Genomic DNA, 19848 nt, shown 5'->3' with positions numbered 1-19848 from the left:
GCGCCGGTCGAGGGAGAGAGGTCCTCCGACGGTTTGTGCTGCGCGCCCGCGCGGTGGACTGCGGTCTCAGGCCTTGCGGCCCGTCCAGGCCGCCAGCCGGGCGTGCACGTCGGCGTCCTCGGCGACCGGCTGCACCGCGGCGAACGGGACCCCCTCGACCCGGCTCTCGGGCGGCAGCACCAACTGGGCGATGGCCAGCGCGGTGTGCGCCAGCTCCTCGTCCAGGGCGAAGCCGTTGTCGAGGGCGGTGGCGATGTCCCAGGAGTGGGTCACCGCCTCCATCACGTAGCCGCCGACCACCATCCCGCCGGGCACCTCGCCCCAGGGCGCGGAGGTCGGACGGCCCAGCTTGGCGTCGTCCGCCCAAGCGGCGGTGGCGCGGGCGGCGGCCCGGGCGAGCGCGGCCGGCCAGCCGTCGTCCGACGGGTCCCCGATGCCGGGCAGGATGTCCGCGGCCAGCCCGCCCTCGCCCATGAAGGCGAACCGGTGGATGCCGCCGACCACGTGGTTCAGCAGCTGACGCAGCGTGTAGTCGTCGCAGGGGGTGGGCCGGTCGAGGTCGGCGGGGGTGACGGCGGCGAACAGCTTCTCCAACTGGCCGAGGGCGGCGAGGTACTGCGGGCGGGCGTCCTGGACGGCGTTCATCTGCGTTCGATTCCTTTGTGTGATGCGGCCCTTGCGAGGTGCGGCCCCCGCTCGGATCGTGCCGGCGGGCTCGGAACGCAATCTCCCAGTAAAACCTGACAAGTGCCGTCAGGATTCCTGGGATTCTGGAGCCATGAAGGCCGACCGCCTGCTCTCGATCCTGCTGCTGCTCCAGACCCGCGGCCGGGTGCCCGCCACCGAACTGGCCGAACGGCTGGAGGTGTCCGTCCGCACCATCTACCGGGACGTCGAGTCGCTCTCCGCCGCCGGGGTGCCGGTGTTCACCGAACGCGGCCGGCACGGCGGCATCAACCTGCTGCCCGGCTACCGCACCGACGTCACCGGGCTGACCGCCGACGAGGCCCGGGCGCTGTTCGTGCTCTCCGCCCAGGGCGCCCACAGCGACCTCGGGCTGGACGGAGCGCTGGGCTCGGCGCTGCGCAAGGTGATGGCCGCGCTGCCCGCCCCGCACCGCCCGGCCGCCGAGCGGGTCAGCGAGCGCATCCTGGTCGACCCGGCCCGCTGGATGCAGAATTCCCAGCCGGGCGCCGGCAGCCCGCCGGACCTGGGCGAGCTGCAGTACGCGGTGTTCGCCGACCGCCGGCTGCGGTTGCGCTACCGGCACAGCGGCACGCCCGCGCCGGTGGAGTACACCGTCGACCCGTACGGCCTGGTGAACAAGGCCGCGGTCTGGTACCTGGTGGCCGACCTGCACGGCGAGCCGCGGCTGTTCCGGGCCGACCGGGTGCTCGCCGCCGAGACGGCCGAGGAGGCGGTGCGCCGCCGGGCCGGGGTGGCGCTGGGCGAGGTGTGGGCGGCGCTGCGCGAGCAGGTGGAGCGGGTGCCGAAGGACGTGCCGGTGCGGGTGCGGGTCCGCCGCGGGCGGCTGGACATGTTCCTGCGCATCCACGGCGGCCGGGTCACGGCGCCGCCGCCGGAGGCGGGCACCGGACCGGCGGAGGAGTGGGTCGAGCTGGCGATGGCCTTCCCGGCCGTGGCGGCCGTCCGCGCGCTGCTGGCCTTCGGCGCGGAGGTCGAAGTGCTGGGCCCGCCGGCCGCCCGGCGCGAGTTGGCGCGGGCGGCGGCGGAGGCCCTGCGGCTGTATCAGGAGCAGTAACAGCCCTGAGCGCCTCAGGAGTCGGGCTGCGGCCGGACGACGTGGCGGTAGTCCCCGAGCGAGATCGCCGCGAAGTTGTGCAGGCTGTCGGTGCCGTCGGTGAAGTAGCCGTTGTGGCCGGCGGCCCGGGCGGAGGAGATCTGCTCGGCACCGAAGCCGCCGCCGGTCGGGTCGGCGCCGTGGCCGAGCTTGCCGACCTCCAGGAACGGGACGTTGCCGATCCAGTCGCTGGGGTTGCGGGTGGCCCACACGTGGACGCCGGCGCCCAGCTCGGCGGCGGACTGCACGCCCATGCCGGGGCTGCCGAACACCATCATGTCGGTGATGCCGGAGGTGTCGGACGGCGAGGCCGCCGCGCGCGGGATCTTCGGGGCGGCGGTGCCGCAGACCACCGAGCCGTACGAGTGGCAGAGCAGCGCCGGGGGCGCGTCCGGGCGGGTGGTCTCCCGGAGGCCGGCGAGCAGCCGCTCCAGCCGGGGCGCGGCGACGTCGGCGAGCCGGGAGGTGGCCGCGTCCGGGCCGAGGCCGGAGGGGGTGACGTACCCCGTCCAGGCGATCACGGCGGTACGGGTGCCCGGGGCCTGGCGCTGCTCCTCGGCGTACAGGGCGCGGGCCATGCCGGCCGCTCCGCGCAGCGGTTCGGCGCTCTGGTCGAAGTGGCCGAGGTCGGCGTCGGAGCCGGGCACGATCACGGAGACGTGCTCGGCGTCGGCGAGGTCGCCCCAGACCTCGGTGACCAGGCCGCGGCCGCGCGGGTCGAAGGCGAGGACCTGCCGGCCGGGGCTGAGCAGGTGCTCGACGTCGTTGGCGCGGGAGACGGCCAGCGCCCGGGTGTCCGAGTCCAGCTTCTTGTCGGCCGCGCGGGCCGTGGCGGCGTCGCGCTCGTTCGCCAGGGCGATCCGGTTGGCGCGGTAGCGCAGGTCCAGCGGGGCGCCGTCGTAGTTGCCGACGACCAGCGGGTAGTCCTTGATCAGCCGGTCCAGCTCGGTGGGGGCGAGCGAGGCGAAGAACGCGGCGGCCTCGGCCGGGCTGGTGGTGGCCGGGTCGGGCAGGACGCGGCCGAAGGTGTGGTCCTGGATCCAGGCGGCGCTGCCGGCCGGGGGCGTGGAGATCGCCAGCTGCTCCGAGGAGACCGCGGCCGCGGCTGCCGAGGCACCGGCGTCGGCGAGCACGGCACAACCGGCGAACGCCCCGATCAGTACCCGCTTCCAGCGTCGACGGTTGCGCATCGCACCAACTCCCTCGGGGCCCGTCACCGTTTCTCGGGCGGTGCCCGGAGGGTGCGAATGGACTGCTGACTTCCCTGGGAAAGCGTAGAGGTCACAGGAGGGTGACGGACACGCCCAAACTGTGGGATGGATCACATGAACCGGGAGTGTCCTTCCGGCGTCCTTGTGTGGCCGTTCCGGCGGTGCTAAGCGGAATGGTCGGCGTCGAATGCGACGACTGCCCGCTTGGGGGCGGTCCGCCGCCAGGCCTCGGTGACCACGTCCCGCAGCTCCTCCGGGTCGACCAGGTCCAGTCGGACGCTCACCCAGCCGTGCCGTCCGACGTACCGGGCGAAGGAGAACACCTCGGGCTCGGCGGCGATCAGCTCGGCCTGGTCCTCGCGGGAGGCCTTGACCGTGACGCTGTCGCCGTCGGGGGCGCCCATCGCGAAGACCTTGCCGCGGACCCGCAGCGTCTGGATGCCCCAGGTCGGTTCCTGGGCGGCCTCCGGCAGGGCCAGGGCCATCGCGCGGAATTCGTCGAACGTCACCATGGCGGAAGGTTAGAGCAGGGCGCGGACCGTTCGGTCCGCGCCCCTTCGGCGCCGTGATCTCCGGGGTGCGTCACACCACGCCCAGCGCGTACGCGGCGAACAGCGCCGCTGCCGCGCCCGCGAGCGCCTTGCCGGCCCGGGAGAAGGCCGTCCACGGCCCGTCGAAGCGCCGGGTGAACCACCCGATCGCCACCAGGGCGACTCCGAACAGCGGCAGCAGGGCCAGCCGGGCGGCCACCCAGGCGAGCGAGTCCGGCGCGGTGGTGAGTCCCGGGACGGCGCCGAGGCCCGCCGCGCCGGGCACGGCCACCGCGAGCATCGCGCTCTGGTGCCAGCAGAAGATCGTCATCGCCGACAGGTTGACCGCCACCACCGGCAGCCACAGCAGCGGACGGCGGGTCAGCAGCCGGCCCAGCCGCTCCCGCAGCAGCACCGCCGCGCCGCACTGCACCGCCGCCAGGGCCAGCACCAGCAGGGACGGCGGGTGCGAGTTGGTCCGCTCGACGCCCGGCACCCCGACCATGCTCGCCGGGTAGTGGAACACCACCAGCAGGACCGCGAACAGCACGCCGCCGCCGAACAGCAGCACCCGGGCCGCCGACCGGCCGAGTCGGCCCTGCGCCCACAGCACGCCCAGCTGGTAGCCGAACATCCAGCCCGGCAGCAGGTTCAGCAGCCCCACCCAGGACGGCACCGCCTCGGCCCACGGCCCGTACCGCAGCAGGTCCACGACCGCGACCGAGGCCACCAGCAGGCCCGCCGACCACGGGCCGAGCCGGCGCCCGAAGGCCGCGCAGAGCGGGGTGAGTGCGGTCAGCGCCAGGTACACCCCGATGTACCAGAGCGGCTGCACCACCAGCGTCGCGCCGGTCCGCAGGGTGTCCGCGGGCACGCCGAGCCGGGGCAGCAGCGGGATCAGCAGCGCCCACACCGCCGTCACCCCGAGCACCGGGCGCAGCAGCCGGACCGTCCGGGCCCGCAGCCAACCCCCGTAGGCCAGGCCCTTCTCCCGGGCCCGCTCCAGCGAGCGGACCGAGGAGTGGCCGCCGACCAGGAAGAACACCCCGAGCATCTGGAGCAGCCAGCTGGCCGGGGCGAAGCCGCCGAGCGCGGAGAGCGGGCTGGCGTTGTGCAGGGCGCCGTCGGAGGAGCGGGTGAGGCCGCCGAGCATCCAGTGGCCGATCGGGACGGACAGCAGGGCGAGGGCGCGCAGGCCGTCCAGGGCGCGGTCGCGGCTCGCGGGGGTCTTCGCGTCGACCTTCTCGGCGGCGCGGCGCAGGGTGGTGAGGGGGTGGGCCATGGTGGTGCTCCTTCCTGTACGGGGCGTTACTTGCCGAGGGCGATGGCGGCGTAGGCGGCGAGCGAGGCGGTGCCGGGGGCGAAGTAGCCGGTGTGGCCGCGGGATCCGGCGGAGGGCAGCGGGCGGGCGCCGAAGCCGGGGTCGGTCGGGTCGGCGCCGTGGCCGAGGCCGAGGAAGCGGACGTTGGGCACGTTGCCGATCCAGTCCGAGTCGTTGCGGGCGGTGGCCCAGAGCGGGACGCCGGGGTCGAGGTCGGCGGCCGAGCCGACGCCCATGCCGGGCGAGCCGAGCACCACCAGGGCGGAGGCCCGGGCGGGGGTCGGGCGGGCCAGGCCGCAGACCACCGAGCCGTAGCTGTGGCAGAACACCGTGGCCGGGGCCTGCGGGGAGGTGCTGACGGCGAGTCCGTCGAGCAGGCGGGTGAGCCGGTCGGCGCCGGCCCGGGCGAGGTCCTCGGTGGCGGCGTCGACGCCGACGCCGACCGGGGTGGTGTAGCCGGCCCAGGCGATCACGGCGGTCCGTCCGTCGGTGGCCCGGTGGAGGGCGCGGGCCATGCCGGCGGGGGTGCCGTACGGCTCGGTGGCGCGGTCGAAGGTGAGCAGGTCGATGTCCGAGCCGGGGACGATCACGGCGCTGCGGGGGGCGGTGGCGAGGTCGCCGAAGACCTCGGCGACCTGGCCGCGGCCGCGCGGGTCGAAGGCGAGGATCTGCCGGCCGCCGTCCAGCAGGGTGCGGTAGCGCTCGACGCGGGTGCGGGCGGCCTGATGGTCCTGCGGGGTGAGGGCCGGGTCGGTGGTCCGGGCGAGTTCGCGGTCGCGTTCGGCGGCGAGGGCCAGGGAGTTGGCGTGGTACCGGAGTCGGACCGGGGCGCCGTCCAGGTTGCCGACCACCAAGGGGTGCCGGGCGGCCAGGGCCTCCTGCTGGGCGGGCGTCAACCCGGCGAAGAAGGCGGCCGCTTGGGCGGGGGCGGTGGTGGCCGGGTCGGGGAGGTGGAGGCCGAACGCGGTGTCGGCGGTCCAGGCGGCGCTGCCGGGCGGCGGGCCGGTGAGGGCGGTCTGGGTGCCGGTGGCCCAGCCGCCCGCGCCGAGCACGGCCGCCAGTGCCAGGGCGGTGGCGATGACGGCCCGTTTGGTCCGGAGCTTGCGCATGTCCCTGCTCTCCTTCGTCCGTTCGGCAGCCGGCTTCGGCTTGCGACGAGGAGGAAGGTAGGAACACGACGGCCCCGCGGACGTCACACCGCAGGGCCAACTACCCGGTGCTACCGGGGTATGAGGGGGATAACCCCCCTTACTCGCCGGGGGTCACCAGGCCGGACTCGTAGGCCAGCACCACGGCCTGGGCGCGGTCGCGCAGGTCGAGCTTGGCGAGGATCCGCCCGATGTGGGTCTTGACGGTCTGTTCGGCGAGCACCAGTTGCGCGGCGATCTCCTGGTTGGACAGGCCCCGGGCGATCAGTTCCAGTACCTCGGTCTCGCGCGGGGTCAGGCCGTTGAGCCGCAGCTTGGGGTCGCGGCGCTTGGCGGGCCGGTTGCGGGCGAAGTCGGCGATCAGCCGCCGGGTGACGGAGGGGGCGAGCAGCGCCTCACCGGCCGCGACCACCCGGACCGCGGCGATCAGGTCGGCCGGCGGGGCGTCCTTGAGCAGGAAGCCGCTGGCCCCGGCGCGCAGCGCCTCGTACACGTAGTCGTCCACGTCGAAGGTGGTCAGCATCAGCACCTTGGGGCGGTGGGCGCCCGGGACTTCGGGGTCGAGCAGTCGCCGGGCGGCCTCCAGGCCGTCCATGACGGGCATCCGGACGTCCATCAGCACCAGGTCCGGGTGGGTGCGGCCGGTGACTTCGAGCGCCTGGGCGCCGTCCGCCGCGTCCCCCACCACGTCGATGTCGCTCTGGGCGTTGAGCAGGGCGGCGAAGCCGGCCCGCACCATGGCCTGGTCGTCGACGATGATCACGCGGATGGTCATACGGGTTGCTCCCCGGTGGTGTCTGGGCGTTCGGGCCGGTCGAGCGGCAGGACGGCGGCCACCTTGAAGCCGCCGTCCGCCAGCGGACCGGTGTCCAGACTGCCATCGACCAGCCGGACGCGTTCACGCATCCCGATCAGGCCGTGCCCGGTGCCCTCGGCCGCGGCCTCCAGCGACTCGGTGCGGTGCGGCGGGGGCGCGTTGACCACGGTGAGCCGCAGCTCCGGGCCGTCGGCCGACAGCGACACCCAGGTCCGGGCGCCGGGGGCGTGCCGGACCACGTTGGCCAGCGCCTCCTGCACGATCCGGTAGACGGAGAGTCCGACGGCCTGCGGCACCTGCTCGGCCAGCCCCTCGTCCACGCTCAGCTCGACGGGCACCCCGGCCCGTCCGACCGTCTCGACCAACTGGTCGAGACGGTCCACCCCCGGCTGCGGGGCCCGCTCGCCGGCGGTCTCCTCGCTGCGCAGCACCCCGAGCAGCCGGCGCATCTCGGCCAGCGACTCGCGCGCGGTGCCGGCGATCGCGGTGAACTCCTCGGCGGCGTCGGCCGGGACGCCCTCGATCCGGTAGGGCGCGCTGGCGGCCTGGACCGCGATCACCGACATGTGGTGGGCCACCACGTCGTGCAGCTCCCTCGCGATCCTGGCGCGTTCCTCCAGCAGGGTGCGCCGTTCGCGTTCCACCTCGCTGATCTGCTCCTGCTCGGTGAGCAGTCGGCGGGCGACCGCGCGGTCCCGCACGGCCCAGCCGAGCAGCAGGACGGCGCCGCTGAGCGCGATCAGCAGCACGGTGGTGCCGTCGCCGGCCCGGGGCAGGCCGAGGGTGGTGGTGAGGATGGTGAGCAGGAAGGTGGCGACCCAGACCGCGATCAGGGTGGCCCGGCGCTCGCGCAGCCCGAGGGCGAGCAGCAGGAAGAGGTACGAGATGATCATCGGCGCCGTCCACGGCCAACTGCCCGTCAGCTGGTGGTGGCGGGCGGTGATGGCGGCGGTGAGGACCAGGACGGGGGCGCTGATCCACCAGGCGGCCAGCGGGCGGGTGATGGCGAGGAACAGCGGGATGGTCTGGGCGACGGTGAGTGCGGCGGCGACCGGCAGCACCAGGCCGTAGAAGTCGACCAGGGTGGCGATCCCGGTGGGGATCAGCGAGGCCTGGAGGATGACCGCGACGGCGTACGGGATTCTGCGCACCCAGCGTCGGCGGGAGTTGCCGAGCAGCGGGGTCTCGTCCTCGCTGGGGCTGGTCAGATGCTGCCGCAGGGTGCGCAGTTGACGGGCGGCGAACCTGCGGGCGTCGGCGGCGGTGAGCGTCTTCATCGCGGGCCAGCCTAGGAGGGCGGGCCCGCTCCGCGCGTCGGACTGGAGCGCGAACTTCCGGGTGCCACCCGGGTACGGGGTGGTACCCGGGTATGACGGGCGGCTGCCGCGGCGGGCCTCAGGGGCGCCAGTGGCCGGCCAGGGCGGGGCCGAGCTGGTCGAAGTGGCGCTCGATCACCGCGACCATGCCCTCGGGGCCGGCCGGTTCCTGTTCGGCGGTCCAGGACAGGTGGGCGGCGCGCAGCAGGCTGCCGAAGACGGCGGCGAGCACGACCGGGCGCAGGTCCTCGGCCGGGTCGAGCCCTTCGCGTTCGGCGAGCACCTGGGCCACCAGCCGCTCCTGCTCGGTGACCCGGCGCAGGTGGGCGGCGAGCAGGGCGGGGGTGTCCTCGATGATGCGCAGCAGTTCGAGGGCGCTGCTGATCGAGCCGGGGCCGGGGGTGCGGGCGTTCCCGAGGTCGCGCCAGGCCTTGACGATCGAGGCGCGCAGGGCCTCCAGCGGGGTCTCCTCGGCCGGGCGGTGGCGCAGGCAGTGGATGAAGTGGTCCTCGGCGTCGGCCAGGACGGCGAGGGCGACCTCGTCCTTGTTGGCGAAGTAGCGGAAGAAGGTGCGCTGGGAGACGTCGACGGCGGAGGCGATCTCGTCGACGGTGGTCCGGGCGAAGCCCTGGCCGAGGAAGAGCTCGTGGGCGGCCTGCACCAGGGCGTCCCGGGTCTGCTGCTTCTTGCGCTCCCGCAGGCCGGGGGCCCGGCCGAGGTCCTCGGGGGTGCCGGCGGGGTGGGGGGTGCGAGCGGCCATGGCGGGGGCCTTCCGGGGCGCGGGTGGGGCGGGTGGGAGCACAACCTTAGCCGCCTGACAAATGTCAGTGCAGGTCAGAAGTCACTGTTTGCCGAATGTCAGTGGCTGACATAATCTGCCGAGTGGCGCTCGTCGGCCGGGCACTCGTGGGGACGGGTGGGTCGTCGCAGCGCCACCATCACGTCCGGTCTCTGCCACGCCCACGGAGGGCCCCAGATGAGTCAGTCCGTCGTCAAGAACTCCGAGGCGGACGCGGCACCGCCGTCGAAGCCGTCGGCCGGGGGAGGGCTCAAGGGGCACCCCTGGCTGACCCTGCTGACCGTCGCCGTCGGCGTGATGATGGTCGCCCTGGACGGCACCATCGTCGCGATCGCCAACCCGGTGATCCAGGAGAAGCTCGGGGCCGCGCCCTCCGAGATCCAGTGGGTCACCAGCGGCTACCTGCTGGCGCTCGCGGTCTTCCTGATCACCGCCGGCAAGATCGGTGACCGCTTCGGCCACAAGAGCACCTTCCTGGTCGGCGCGGTCGGCTTCGCCGCCACCTCGGCCGCGATCGGCTTCGCCGGCAACGTCCAGACCGTGATCGCCTTCCGCGTCCTCCAGGGCCTGTTCGGGGCGCTGCTCCAGCCGGCCGCGCTCGGCCTGCTGCGCGGGGCCTTCCCGGCCGACAGGCTCAACATGGCGATCGGCATCTGGGGCGGGGTGATCGGCGCCTCCACCGCGGCCGGCCCGATCGTCGGCGGCCTGCTGGTCGAGCACGTCAGCTGGGAGTCGGTGTTCTTCATCAACATCCCGGTCGGTCTGATCGCGGTGGCCCTCGGCCTGTGGATCCTCAAGGACGTGCGGGCCGAGAACGCCGCCAGGTCCTTCGACCTGCCCGGGATCGCGCTGCTCTCGGTCGGGATGTTCGCGCTGGTCTTCGGCATCATCAAGGCCCCCGAGTGGGGCTGGGGCGACGCCCGGACGCTGCTGTTCCTGGGCGGCGCGGTGGTGCTGATGGTGCTCTTCGCGTTCTGGCAGGGCCGGGCGAAGGAGCCGCTGATCCCGCTCAGCCTGTTCCGCTCGGTGCCGCTGTCGGCGGGCGTGCTGCTGATGGTGCTGATGGCCTTCGCGTTCTTCGGCGCGATCTTCTTCGTGACCTTCTACCTGCAGAACGTGCACGGGATGAAGCCGGTCGACGCCGGCGTCCACCTGCTGCCGATGACCGGCATGATGATCGTCGGTTCGCCGCTGGCGGGCATCGCGATCGGCAAGCTCGGCCCGCGGATCCCGATCATGGTCGGGATGCTGCTCACCACCGGCGCGATGATCGGCATGTCCACCCTGGACACCGGCTCCGGCACCGGCGTGATGTCGCTCTGGTTCGTCCTGATGGGCCTCGGCATCAGCCCGGTCATCGTCGGCGCCACCGAGGTCATCGTCGGCAACGCCCCGCTGGAGCTGTCCGGCGTGGCCGGCGGCCTCCAGCAGGCCGCCATGCAGGTCGGCGGCAGCCTCGGCACCGCCGTGCTGGGCGCCCTGATGGCCGCCAAGGTGGGCGACGTGCTGCCCGGCAACTGGGCCAAGGCGGGCCTGCCGCCGGTCGCCGACCCGCAGCAGGCCGAACTCCTCAAGCAGGGCGCCCAGCTGGGCATCGCCCCGCCCGCCCAGCCCGGCATGCCGCAGCAGGCGGTGGACGCGATGGCCGGCGCCGTGCACCAGTCCTTCGTCAGCGGGATGTCGCTGGCCTTCGCGGTGGCCGCGGTGGTGGCCTTCGGCGCCGCCCTGCTCGCCCTGCTGACCCGCCGCGGCGAGACCGACGCGGGCCCGGCCGTGCACATCTGAGCCCGTACTCGTACGAGCGGCCCCGGACTCCGTGGGGGAGTCCGGGGCCGCCTGCTGCTCGGGACCCGGGCGAGGGCCGCCGGCGGGACCGTCCGGGCCGCGGTACCGGACCGGGGCGTCGGCCGCCGGGAACGCCGGAGGGCCGGACCCCCGTGCGGGAGTCCGGCCCTCTCAGGCACTGGCGGGTGATCAGGCGTCGCCGCCGGCGGCACCCGGGTCGGCCGCGGCCACGTCCAGCAGCTGGTAGCGGTCGATCGCGTCCTTCAGCGCCGAGCGGTCGATCTTGCCCTGCTTGGCGAGCTCGGTGAGCACGCCCAGGACGACCGACTGCGCGTCGATGTGGAAGAAGCGACGGGCCGCGCCACGGGTGTCGGCGAAGCCGAAGCCGTCGGCGCCCAGCGACTGCCACTGGCCCGGCACCCAGCGCGAGATCTGGTCCGGCACCGCGCGCATCCAGTCGGACACGGCGACGAACGGGCCCTCGGCGCCCTGGAGCTTCTGGGTGACGTACGGCACCCGCTGCTGCTCCTCGGGGTGCAGCAGGTTGAACTCCTCGGCCTCCACCGCGTCGCGGCGCAGCTCGTTCCAGGAGGTCGCGGACCAGACGTCGGCCTTGACGTTCCACTCCTCGGCGAGGATGCGCTGGGCCTCCAGGGCCCACGGCACGGCCACGCCGGAGGCGAGGATCTGGGCCGGGATCTGGCCGGCGGTGGCCGGCGCGTACCGGTGCAGACCCTTGAGGATGCCCTCGACGTCCACGTTCTCGGGCTCGGCCGGCATCTTGATCGGCTCGTTGTAGACGGTGAGGTAGTAGAACACGTCCTCGCCGTGCGGGTGTTCGGCGCTGGAGCCGTACATCCGCCGCAGACCGTCCTGGACGATGTGCGCGATCTCGAAGCCGTACGCCGGGTCGTACGCGACGACGCCGGGGTTGGTCGAGGCCAGCAGGTGCGAGTGGCCGTCGGCGTGCTGCAGGCCCTCACCGGTCAGCGTGGTGCGGCCGGCGGTGGCGCCGATCACGAAGCCGCGGGCCAGCTGGTCGGCCATCTGCCAGAACTGGTCGCCGGTGCGCTGGAACCCGAACATCGAGTAGAAGACGTACACCGGGATCAGCGGCTCGCCGTGGGTCGCGTAGGACGAGCCGGCGGCGATCAGCGAGGCGGTGCAGCCGGCCTCGGAGATGCCGTCGTGCAGCATCTGGCCGGTCGGCGACTCCTTGTAGGCCAGCAGCAGGTCGCGGTCGACCGACTCGTAGGTCTGGCCCAGCGGGTTGTAGATCTTCGCCGACGGGAACAGCGAGTCCATGCCGAAGGTGCGGTACTCGTCCGGCGCGATCGGCACGAAGCGGTTGCCGATGCCCTTGTCCCGCATGAGGTCCTTGAGCACCCGGACGAACGCCATGGTGGTGGCGATGGTCTGGTTGCCGGAGCCCTTCTTGACCGACTTGTACGCGTCGTCGCCGGGCAGCTCCAGCTTGCGCGGGCGCACCTTGCGGGTCGGCACGTAGCCGCCCAGCTCGCTGCGGCGGTCGTGCATGTACTGGATCTCTTCCGAGTCGCGGCCCGGGTGGTAGTAGGGCGGGTAGCCCTCGTCCAGCTGCTTGTCGGTGATCGGCAGGTGCAGCCGGTCGCGGAAGCGCTTCAGGTCCTCGACCGTCAGCTTCTTCATCTGGTGGGTGGCGTTGCGGCCCTCGAAGTTGGGGCCGAGCGTCCAGCCCTTGACCGTCTGGGCCAGGATGACCGTCGGCTGGCCCTTGTGCTCGCGGGCCGCCTTGAAGGCCGCGTAGATCTTCTTGTGGTCGTGGCCGCCGCGACCCAGGTGCTGGATCTGCTGGTCGGTCATGTTCTCGACCATGGCGCGCAGGCGCAGGTCGCCGCCGAAGAAGTGCTCGCGGATGTACTGGCCGGTCTCGGTGGCGTAGGTCTGGAACTGGCCGTCCACCGTGGTGTTCAGCTTGTTGACCAGGACGCCGTCGCGGTCCTGCGCGAGCAGCGGGTCCCAGCTGCGGTCCCAGACCAGCTTGATCACGTTCCAGCCGGCGCCCCGGAACTGGGACTCCAGCTCCTGGATGATCTTGCCGTTGCCGCGGACCGGGCCGTCCAGACGCTGCAGGTTGCAGTTGACCACGAAGGTCAGGTTGTCCAGGCCCTCGCGGGCGGCCAGCGACAGCTGGCCGAGCGACTCGGGCTCGTCCATCTCGCCGTCGCCGAGGAAGGCGTAGACCTGCGAGTCCGAGGTGTCCTTGATGCCGCGGTGCTCCAGGTAGCGGTTCATCCGCGCCTGGTAGATCGCGCCGAGCGGGCCGAGGCCCATCGAGACGGTCGGGAACTCCCAGAAGTCCGGCATCAGCCGCGGGTGCGGGTAGCTGGACAGGCCGTACGGGGCCTTCGACTTCTCCTGGCGGAACGCGTCGAGCTGCTGCTCGGTGAGTCGGTCCAGCAGGAAGGCGCGGGCGTAGATGCCGGGGGAGGCGTGACCCTGGAAGAAGATCTGGTCGCCCGACTCGCCCTCGGCGTCCTTGCCGCGGAAGAAGTAGTTGAAGCCGACGTCGTAGAGCGACGCGGAGGAGGCGAAGGTGGCGATGTGGCCACCGACGCCGATGCCCGGGCGCTGTGCCCGGGAGACCATGACTGCCGCGTTCCAGCGGGTCGCGTTGAGGATCTTGCGCTCGATCTCCTCGTTGCCGGGGAAGAACGGCTCGTCCTTGGTCGCGATGGTGTTGACGTAGTCCGTGCTGCGCATCTCGGGCACGGCGACACGCTTCTCGCGGGCGCGCTCGATCAGGCGCAGCATCAGGTAACGGGCACGCTCACGCCCCCGCTCGTCGATGGCCGCATCGAGCGACTCCAGCCATTCCGCGGTCTCCTCGGGATCGAAGTCCGGGACCTGACTCGGAAGGCCGCCAATGATGATCGGGTTGCGATCGGATCCGGAAGCCACGCTGTTCCTTCACTGTCGGTCGAAACTAGAGGTGTGTCGCGCCGCCTCCATCGTGCTACCGCGCTCGGAGATCCGTCATCTCTACCGATCGGTAACCATGCCGCCCGACGGGCGGAACGGTCTGGTGGTGCGCGTCGCGGGCTTCTTCGTCCGCTCCGTACACCCCCGGGTGTTACGAAAAGAGGTGGTCCGACCTGGTGTCCCGTCCGCCCGATGGCGGGCGGCCGGGGTGAGGGCCAACAGGAGACTCTACGCCCGCGCACGCGCGGACCCCGAATGCCGTTCGTATCTCGGGCACGCGTACGGCCTGCGGGCCGGGACCACCCGAAGCATCCTTGTCCCACGCAGAGAAGGGCAAATCGGTGTGATTCCCGACACCTCGCCCGGCGTGTCCCCGTGTGGCACGTCAACCTTTGGGGGGGATCGGGGGTCGGGTACTTGCGCGAACCGCCGCGCCCGTGTGGACTACGGCCACAGCCTCGGCATGGATGCCGGGCCGAATACTGGAGGTTATTCCCGTGAGCGCGACCGCGGACCCCGCGGACAAGTCCAACCCGGCGACCCGTCTCGGCTTCGAAGAAGGCCAGATCGTCCAGGAGCTGGGGTACGACGAAGACACTGACCAGGATCTCCGCGAGGGCATCGAGGAGATCACCGGGACGGAGCTCGTCGACGAGGACTACGACGACGTCGCGGACGCCGTCCTGCTGTGGCACCGCGACGAGGACGGGGATCTCACCGACTCCCTCGTCGACGCCCTGGAGTACCTGGCCGAGGGCGGGCTGATCTGGCTGCTGACGCCCAAGACCGGCCGGGAGGGCCACATCGAGGCGTCCGAGATCGCGGACGCGGCGAAGACCTCCGGCCTCTCGCAGACCAGCTCGATCGCGGTGGCCAAGGACTGGGCGGCGACCCGCCTGGCGACCAAGTCCACGGCGAAGCAGCCCAAGCAGCGCTGAACGGGCCCCTGGGCCTCGCGCCGGGCCCCGTCGGAGGATCTCCTCCGGCGGGGCCCGGCGCTTTTCCGTGCGGGGGCCTGGGCGGCCGGGCGGCCGGGTGGTCGGTGCGGTGCTGCGGGCGGCCGGGGGCTGCGGGTGCGGCAGGTGTTCGCTCAGGGCGGAAGGGTCGGACGGCCCGGTGGGCCGGGTCATCCGTTCGGCCGAACGTCGGTCAACGGATGCGAGGATGTCGCCTGCCGTGCCCGCCGCGCGGCCCGGTCGCGTCAGAAAGGTCCCGTTCATGGCCATCGAGGTCGGCACCCAGGCCCCGGACTTCGAGCTCAGCACCCAGCACGGGGAGACGGTCCGGCTGGCCGACTTCCGCGGCCGCAAGCACGTCGTCCTGGTCTTCTACCCGTTCGCCTTCACCGGGGTCTGCACCGGCGAGCTGGGCGCGATCCAGCGCGAGCTGCCCGGGCTGCAGAACGACGACGTCCAGGTGCTCGGCGTCTCCTGCGACTCGCAGTTCTCCCAGCGCGTCCTCGCCGACCGGGAGGGGCTGGAGTTCCCGCTGCTGGCCGATTTCTGGCCGCACGGCGAGGTCGCCCGCGCCTACGGCGTGCTGGACGAGCGGAAGGGCTGCCCGCTGCGCGGCACCTTCGTGATCGACCAGGCCGGCACGGTGCGCTGGAGCGTCGTCAACGGCCTCCCGGACGCCCGGGACGAGCAGGAGTACCTGAGGGTGCTGGCCGGCCTCTGAGCGCCCCGGGGGCGCCAGGGGGCGCCGGCGGGACGGCCGGGGCGGTCGGGGCACCCGGAGGCCGTCCGTCGGTCCCGCAGGGCCCGTGCGACGCTCCGGTCCCGTCCGTTCGGGCGTGCGTGCGGGAACCCGGTACTACGCTCGGGCCGTTGGCGGAGTGCGGCGTACGCCCGTTTTCGTCGGTCGGCGCCGTGAACCGCACCACCCGGGGGCACACCACCCGTGCCTCCCGATTCTTGGAGGACACGTGGGAGTCAGCCTCAGCAAGGGCGGCAACGTCTCGCTCACCAAGGAGGCGCCGGGTCTCCAGGCCGTCGTGGTCGGCCTGGGCTGGGACGTCCGGACCACCACCGGGACGGACTTCGACCTGGACGCCAGCGCGCTGCTCTGCAACGAGCAGGGCAAGGTCGGTTCGGACGGGAACTTCGTGTTCTTCAACAACCTGAAGAGCCCGGACGGCTCGGTCGAGCACACCGGCGACAACCTGACCGGTGAGGGCGAGGGCGACGACGAGGCGATCAAGGTCAACCTGGCCGCCGTCCCGGCCGACGTGCAGAAGATCGTCTTCCCGGTGTCGATCTACGACGCCGAGAACCGCGGCCAGAACTTCGGCCAGGTGCGCAACGCGTTCATCCGTGTGGTGAACCAGGCGAACAACGCCGAGCTGGCGCGCTACGACCTCTCCGAGGACGCCTCCACCGAGACCGCGATGGTCTTCGGCGAGCTGTACCGCAACGGCGGCGAGTGGAAGTTCCGCGCCATCGGCCAGGGTTACGCCTCCGGCCTGCGCGGCATCGCCCAGGACTTCGGCGTCAACGTCTGATCCCCGGCGTCTGATCCCTCCTGCGGCGCAAGGGTCTTGCGCCGCTCACCGGGGCGGCCCCGGACCTTCGAGGTCCGGGGCCGCCCCGGTTTCGTCGTGCTCCGGCGTGCTCCGGCGTGCCCCGTCGCGCTCCGGCGCCGTCCCGGCTTCGCCGGGGTCGGGCGCGCTGCGAGGATGTGAGTTCAGGAAGTTCAGCCGGCCGAAGCGGGCCGGCCGGGGCCACGGGGGACTACACCTGTAAGGCGCCCCGGGAGAAGCAAGGGAGGAAGAACACCATGGTGGTCACGCTCGCCAAGGGCGGGAACGTCTCGCTCACCAAGGCCGCGCCGAACCTGACGCAGGTCCAGATCGGCCTCGGCTGGTCCGCCCGTTCGACCACGGGCGCACCGTTCGACCTCGATGCGAGCGCACTGCTCTGTGGTGGCGGACGGGTGCTCGGCGACGAGTACTTCGTCTTCTACAACAACCTCAAGAGCCCCGAGGGCTCGGTGGAGCACCAGGGCGACAACCTCGTGGGCGGCGACGACACGGGTGACGACGAGCTGATCCTGGTCAACCTGGAGCTGGTCCCGGCCCGGGCGGACAAGGTGGTCTTCGCGGTCTCGATCTACGAGGCGGAGGCCCGGCTGCAGAACTTCGGACAGGTGCGCAACGCCTACATCCGGGTCGTCAACTCCGTCGACGGCGAGGAGATCGCACGTTACGACCTGTCCGAGGACGCGTCCAGCGAGACCGCGATGATCTTCGGTGAGCTGTACCGGTACGCGGGCGAGTGGAAGTTCCGCGCGGTGGGCCAGGGGTACGCCTCCGGCCTGCGCGGGATCGCGCTCGACTTCGGCGTCAACGTACAGTAAGGACGTAAAACGGACTTATCGCACTTAGTCAACGATCAGCGATCAGCAATCAGCAATCAATGATCGACGATCAAACGATCATGAGAACAGAGGGCAGTGCGGGGGTGACCTGACCGGGCCCGGCCCGGTCAGGCGTCTCGGGACCAGGCCGCCCCCGACACGGCCAGAACCCGAAAGGTAGCCAACTCCCGTGTTCCTCCGCACATTCGGCTGGTCGTTCGCGATCACCGCCTTGGGCCTGATCGCGGCCGGACTGCTCTGGGGAGCCCAAGGCTTCGGCATCGTGCTGATCCTCTCCATCCTGGAGATCTCCCTGTCCTTCGACAACGCGGTGGTCAACGCCACGGTGTTGAAGCGGATGAACCCGTACTGGCAGAAGATCTTCCTGACGGTCGGTGTGCTGATCGCCGTCTTCGGGATGCGCCTCGTGTTCCCGCTGCTGGTCGTCGGTCTCACCGCGAAGCTCAATCCGGCGACGGTGATCGACCTCGCGCTGCACTCCGACAGCACCCACAACGGCCTCACCTACGGCCAGTACCTGGCAGCGGCCAACCCTGCCATCGCGGCCTTCGGCGGCGTGTTCCTGCTCATGATCTTCCTCGACTTCCTGTTCGACGAGAAGGAGCACAACTGGCTGGGCTGGCTGGAGCGCCCGTTGGAGAAGGTCGGCAAGGTGGACGCCCTCTCCAGCGTCGTCGCCCTGGTCGCGCTGGTGCTGGCCTCGCGCTTCTTCGCGGCGGAGCACGCCGAAACCGTTCTGCTGGCCGGGGTGCTCGGCCTGATCACCTACCTCGTCGTCAGCGGCCTCTCCTCGATCTTCGAATCGGGGCTGGAGGAGGAGGCCGAACGCGAGGAGGAGGCCGAGAAGTCCGGCAAGTCGATCGTCCAAGTGGCCGGCAAGGCCGCCTTCTTCCTCTTCCTCTACCTGGAGGTGCTGGACGCGTCGTTCTCCTTCGACGGCGTGGTCGGCGCCTTCGCGGTCTCCAACGACATCTTCCAGATCACCCTGGGCCTCGGCATCGGCGCGATGTACATCCGCTCGCTGACCGTCTTCCTGGTCCGCAAGGGCACCCTGGACGACTACGTCTACCTGGAGCACGGCGCCCACTACGCGATCGGCGCGCTGGCGGTGATCCTGCTGGTCGGGATCAAGTACCACATCCCGGAGATCGTCACCGGCCTGATCGGCGTCGCCTTCATCGGACTGGCCCTCGGCTCCTCGATGCTGCGCAACCGGCGCGAGGCGGCGGAGGAGGGCGAGCAACTCGTGGGCAGCGGGCGGTAGTCCGCCGCCCGTCGGTGCTCAGCGCGGCACGGCGGGCCGAACGCAACGGCCGCCTCCGGGGATCCCGGGGGCGGCCGTTCGCGTTGCTCCTGCGGTGCTGCCGAGCGGTGCTGCCGAGCGGTGCTGCCGAGCGGTGCTGCCGAGCGGTGCTGTCGAGCGGTGCTGTCGGTCGGTCTGGCCGATCGGTGCTGCCGGGTCAGCCCAGCTGCTGCTCGATCGCGCGCAGCTTGCGCTCCAGCGAGTCCAGCTTCGGCATCGCCAGGGTGTCGTCGTCGGCCGTCAGGTCGATGGTCGAGCTGCGGTAGGACGAGGACGAGCTGCTCGTCGAGCCGGTCGTCGAGCCGGTCGTCGAGGAGGAGTAGGAGCTGCTCGTCGACGAGGACAGGTAGGAGTCGCTCGTCGAGGACGTGGCGGAGTAGGACGAACCGACGGCGGCATGCGGGCGGCGGCCGGCGTCCAGGGCGGTGGCGGAGGAGGTGTACGGGTCCTGCGCGGTCGGGATGGCGTGGTCGTTCTCGGCGGCTAGGGCAGGCTCCGTAGCGCTCGGGCCGTCTCCGGCCGCCGTGAGCGCGGGCACCTGGCGCCCGCCGCGGGCCCGGGCGAGCATGCCGCCCTGGCGGGAGATGGCCTTCAGCTCGGCCCGCTCGCGGCGGTCGGCGGACCGGGCGCGCACCTTGGCGTCCAGCTTCGCCTGACGCTCCTCGCGCACCTCCTCGACCGCCTCGTCCAGGCTGCGGACGTTCTCCAGCAGCATCAGCGACCAGGCCGCGTAGGTCTCGCGCGGGGCGCGCAGCCAGCGGACGATGCGGATCTGCGGCAGCGGGCGCGGCACCAGGCCCTGCTCGCGCAGCGCGGCCTTGCGGGTCTGCTTGAGCGCCCGGTCGAACAGGATCGCCGCCGAGATCGACATGCCGGAGAAGAACTGCGGGGCGCCGGCGTGGCCCAGGCCGCGCGGGGCGTGTACCCAGTTGAACCAGGCCGAGGCGATCGCGAACACCCAGACCAGCAGGCGGGAACCGAGCGCGGCGTCACCGTGGCTGGCCTCGCGGACGGCGAGCACCGAGCAGAACATCGCGGCGCCGTCCAGGCCGAACGGGACGAGGTACTCCCAGCCGTTGGACAGGCCCAGGTTCTCGATGCCGAAGCCCACCAGGCCGTGGAAGGAGAGCGCGGCCGCGACGCCGGCGCAGCAGAACAGCAGGGTGTACGAGGAGATGCCGTAGATCATCTCCTTGCGGCGGCGCCGCTCCTCGCTGCGCTCCCAGGAGTCGCCGGCCTCTTCGTTCTTCGAGCTCTTGAATCGCAGCGTCGCCATCAGGATGGCGACGAACAGCAGGGCTGCGCCGCCGATGACGGTCCAGACCAGCTGTATGGAGGTCAGGTTCATTGCGGGTCGGGCCTCGGGTTTCCGCAGGGGACAAGGTTCACAACGCGACACAGGTGGTCAGGTCCCGCGGGGCGGGTGCCGCCTGACGGTTCGTTCGTCGCCGCACGAGGTGTCCACCGCGCCCGCGCAGGGG

General features: G+C 72.1%; 17 protein-coding genes. 7 read left to right on the top strand and 10 right to left on the bottom strand.

Annotation, left to right across the window (positions count from 1 at the left end; translation table 11 throughout):
• Positions 1 to 66: 66 nt before the first annotated feature.
• Positions 67 to 645: a TIGR03086 family metal-binding protein gene (locus ABTY61_RS35940; protein ID WP_350509384.1), complete on the bottom strand. Its 579-nt coding sequence runs from the start codon at positions 643 to 645 to the stop codon at positions 67 to 69.
• Between the two features lie 133 nt (positions 646 to 778).
• Here ABTY61_RS35940 and ABTY61_RS35935 point away from each other — a divergent pair, with 133 nt between their 5' ends.
• Positions 779 to 1762, top strand: a complete 984-nt coding sequence (locus ABTY61_RS35935; RefSeq protein ID WP_350509383.1) for a helix-turn-helix transcriptional regulator — start codon at positions 779 to 781, stop codon at positions 1760 to 1762.
• 14 nt (positions 1763 to 1776) lie between these two features.
• On the opposite strand, the gene ABTY61_RS35930 is transcribed toward ABTY61_RS35935, so the two are convergent.
• The 7 genes from ABTY61_RS35930 to ABTY61_RS35900 all read right to left on the bottom strand — a co-directional run bounded on the left by ABTY61_RS35930 (position 1777) and on the right by ABTY61_RS35900 (position 8904).
• Entirely contained in the window at positions 1777 to 2991 is a 1215-nt protein-coding gene (locus ABTY61_RS35930; RefSeq protein ID WP_350509382.1) for an alpha/beta hydrolase, read from the bottom strand.
• A 185-nt stretch (positions 2992 to 3176) separates the two neighbouring features.
• Positions 3177 to 3524 (bottom strand): MmcQ/YjbR family DNA-binding protein, encoded by a 348-nt coding sequence (locus tag ABTY61_RS35925; protein ID WP_350509381.1) that lies wholly within the window; start codon positions 3522 to 3524, stop codon positions 3177 to 3179.
• A 70-nt stretch (positions 3525 to 3594) separates the two neighbouring features.
• Positions 3595 to 4824, bottom strand: coding sequence for an acyltransferase family protein (locus ABTY61_RS35920; protein WP_350509380.1), 1230 nt, complete (start codon positions 4822 to 4824; stop codon positions 3595 to 3597).
• 26 nt (positions 4825 to 4850) lie between these two features.
• A complete protein-coding gene (locus ABTY61_RS35915; protein WP_350509379.1) occupies positions 4851 to 5972 on the bottom strand; it encodes an alpha/beta hydrolase in 1122 nt (373 codons plus the stop codon).
• Between the two features lie 139 nt (positions 5973 to 6111).
• Positions 6112 to 6786 carry a response regulator gene (locus ABTY61_RS35910; protein WP_350509378.1) on the bottom strand — a complete coding sequence of 225 codons (675 nt, stop codon included), beginning with the start codon at positions 6784 to 6786 and terminating at the stop codon, positions 6112 to 6114.
• On the bottom strand, positions 6783 to 8105 hold the full coding sequence (locus tag ABTY61_RS35905) for a sensor histidine kinase (protein WP_350509377.1): 1323 nt from the start codon (positions 8103 to 8105) through the stop codon (positions 6783 to 6785). The genes ABTY61_RS35910 and ABTY61_RS35905 overlap by 4 nt, the downstream gene beginning before the upstream one ends.
• 118 nt (positions 8106 to 8223) lie before the next feature.
• The gene (locus ABTY61_RS35900; protein ID WP_350509376.1) at positions 8224 to 8904 is read right to left on the bottom strand and encodes a TetR/AcrR family transcriptional regulator; all 681 of its coding nucleotides are present in this window, start codon (positions 8902 to 8904) and stop codon (positions 8224 to 8226) included.
• A gap of 216 nt (positions 8905 to 9120) precedes the next feature.
• Here ABTY61_RS35900 and ABTY61_RS35895 point away from each other — a divergent pair, with 216 nt between their 5' ends.
• Positions 9121 to 10728, top strand: coding sequence for an MFS transporter (locus ABTY61_RS35895; protein WP_350509375.1), 1608 nt, complete (start codon positions 9121 to 9123; stop codon positions 10726 to 10728).
• A 189-nt stretch (positions 10729 to 10917) separates the two neighbouring features.
• Here ABTY61_RS35895 and aceE read toward each other — a convergent pair whose 3' ends face one another.
• Positions 10918 to 13668, bottom strand: a complete 2751-nt coding sequence (gene aceE / locus ABTY61_RS35890; protein ID WP_350509374.1) for a pyruvate dehydrogenase (acetyl-transferring), homodimeric type — start codon at positions 13666 to 13668, stop codon at positions 10918 to 10920.
• A 518-nt stretch (positions 13669 to 14186) separates the two neighbouring features.
• Between aceE and ABTY61_RS35885 the strand changes: the two genes are divergently transcribed.
• The 5 genes from ABTY61_RS35885 (at position 14187) to ABTY61_RS35865 (ending at position 18328) form a co-directional block, all read left to right on the top strand.
• Complete coding sequence (locus ABTY61_RS35885) at positions 14187 to 14627, top strand: DUF3052 domain-containing protein (RefSeq protein ID WP_350509373.1); 441 nt, start codon at positions 14187 to 14189, stop codon at positions 14625 to 14627.
• Between the two features lie 280 nt (positions 14628 to 14907).
• Positions 14908 to 15366 carry a peroxiredoxin gene (locus tag ABTY61_RS35880; RefSeq protein WP_350509372.1) on the top strand — a complete coding sequence of 153 codons (459 nt, stop codon included), beginning with the start codon at positions 14908 to 14910 and terminating at the stop codon, positions 15364 to 15366.
• Positions 15367 to 15613: 247 nt separating this feature from the next.
• Positions 15614 to 16189: a TerD family protein gene (locus ABTY61_RS35875; RefSeq protein ID WP_350509371.1), complete on the top strand. Its 576-nt coding sequence runs from the start codon at positions 15614 to 15616 to the stop codon at positions 16187 to 16189.
• Positions 16190 to 16464: 275 nt separating this feature from the next.
• A complete protein-coding gene (locus tag ABTY61_RS35870; protein ID WP_350509370.1) occupies positions 16465 to 17043 on the top strand; it encodes a TerD family protein in 579 nt (192 codons plus the stop codon).
• A gap of 190 nt (positions 17044 to 17233) precedes the next feature.
• Positions 17234 to 18328 (top strand): DUF475 domain-containing protein, encoded by a 1095-nt coding sequence (locus tag ABTY61_RS35865; RefSeq protein WP_350509369.1) that lies wholly within the window; start codon positions 17234 to 17236, stop codon positions 18326 to 18328.
• Positions 18329 to 18524: 196 nt separating this feature from the next.
• On the opposite strand, the gene ABTY61_RS35860 is transcribed toward ABTY61_RS35865, so the two are convergent.
• Positions 18525 to 19715 (bottom strand): DUF2637 domain-containing protein, encoded by a 1191-nt coding sequence (locus ABTY61_RS35860; RefSeq protein ID WP_350509368.1) that lies wholly within the window; start codon positions 19713 to 19715, stop codon positions 18525 to 18527.
• Positions 19716 to 19848 lie beyond the last annotated feature (133 nt).

Origin of the sequence: Kitasatospora sp. NPDC096128, from assembly GCF_040303105.1 — a bacterium.
In the GTDB taxonomy this organism is placed as follows: domain Bacteria; phylum Actinomycetota; class Actinomycetes; order Streptomycetales; family Streptomycetaceae; genus Kitasatospora.
Note: the sequence above shows the minus strand (reverse complement) of the source record. Positions and strands in the feature narration are given on the sequence as shown.

What these genes read in the sequence shown, in the direction of transcription:
- ABTY61_RS35900 (WP_350509376.1), bottom strand. Translation starts at nt 8,904, where the DNA reads ATGGCCGCTCGCACCCCCCACCCCGCCGGCACCCCCGAGGACCTCGGC.
- ABTY61_RS35915 (WP_350509379.1), bottom strand. Translation starts at nt 5,972, where the DNA reads ATGCGCAAGCTCCGGACCAAACGGGCCGTCATCGCCACCGCCCTGGCA.
- ABTY61_RS35920 (WP_350509380.1), bottom strand. Translation starts at nt 4,824, where the DNA reads ATGGCCCACCCCCTCACCACCCTGCGCCGCGCCGCCGAGAAGGTCGAC.
- ABTY61_RS35930 (WP_350509382.1), bottom strand. Translation starts at nt 2,991, where the DNA reads ATGCGCAACCGTCGACGCTGGAAGCGGGTACTGATCGGGGCGTTCGCC.
- ABTY61_RS35910 (WP_350509378.1), bottom strand. Translation starts at nt 6,786, where the DNA reads ATGACCATCCGCGTGATCATCGTCGACGACCAGGCCATGGTGCGGGCC.
- ABTY61_RS35895 (WP_350509375.1), top strand. Translation starts at nt 9,121, where the DNA reads ATGAGTCAGTCCGTCGTCAAGAACTCCGAGGCGGACGCGGCACCGCCG.
- ABTY61_RS35870 (WP_350509370.1), top strand. Translation starts at nt 16,465, where the DNA reads ATGGTGGTCACGCTCGCCAAGGGCGGGAACGTCTCGCTCACCAAGGCC.
- ABTY61_RS35860 (WP_350509368.1), bottom strand. Translation starts at nt 19,715, where the DNA reads ATGAACCTGACCTCCATACAGCTGGTCTGGACCGTCATCGGCGGCGCA.
- ABTY61_RS35925 (WP_350509381.1), bottom strand. Translation starts at nt 3,524, where the DNA reads ATGGTGACGTTCGACGAATTCCGCGCGATGGCCCTGGCCCTGCCGGAG.
- ABTY61_RS35940 (WP_350509384.1), bottom strand. Translation starts at nt 645, where the DNA reads ATGAACGCCGTCCAGGACGCCCGCCCGCAGTACCTCGCCGCCCTCGGC.
- ABTY61_RS35880 (WP_350509372.1), top strand. Translation starts at nt 14,908, where the DNA reads ATGGCCATCGAGGTCGGCACCCAGGCCCCGGACTTCGAGCTCAGCACC.
- ABTY61_RS35905 (WP_350509377.1), bottom strand. Translation starts at nt 8,105, where the DNA reads ATGAAGACGCTCACCGCCGCCGACGCCCGCAGGTTCGCCGCCCGTCAA.
- ABTY61_RS35935 (WP_350509383.1), top strand. Translation starts at nt 779, where the DNA reads ATGAAGGCCGACCGCCTGCTCTCGATCCTGCTGCTGCTCCAGACCCGC.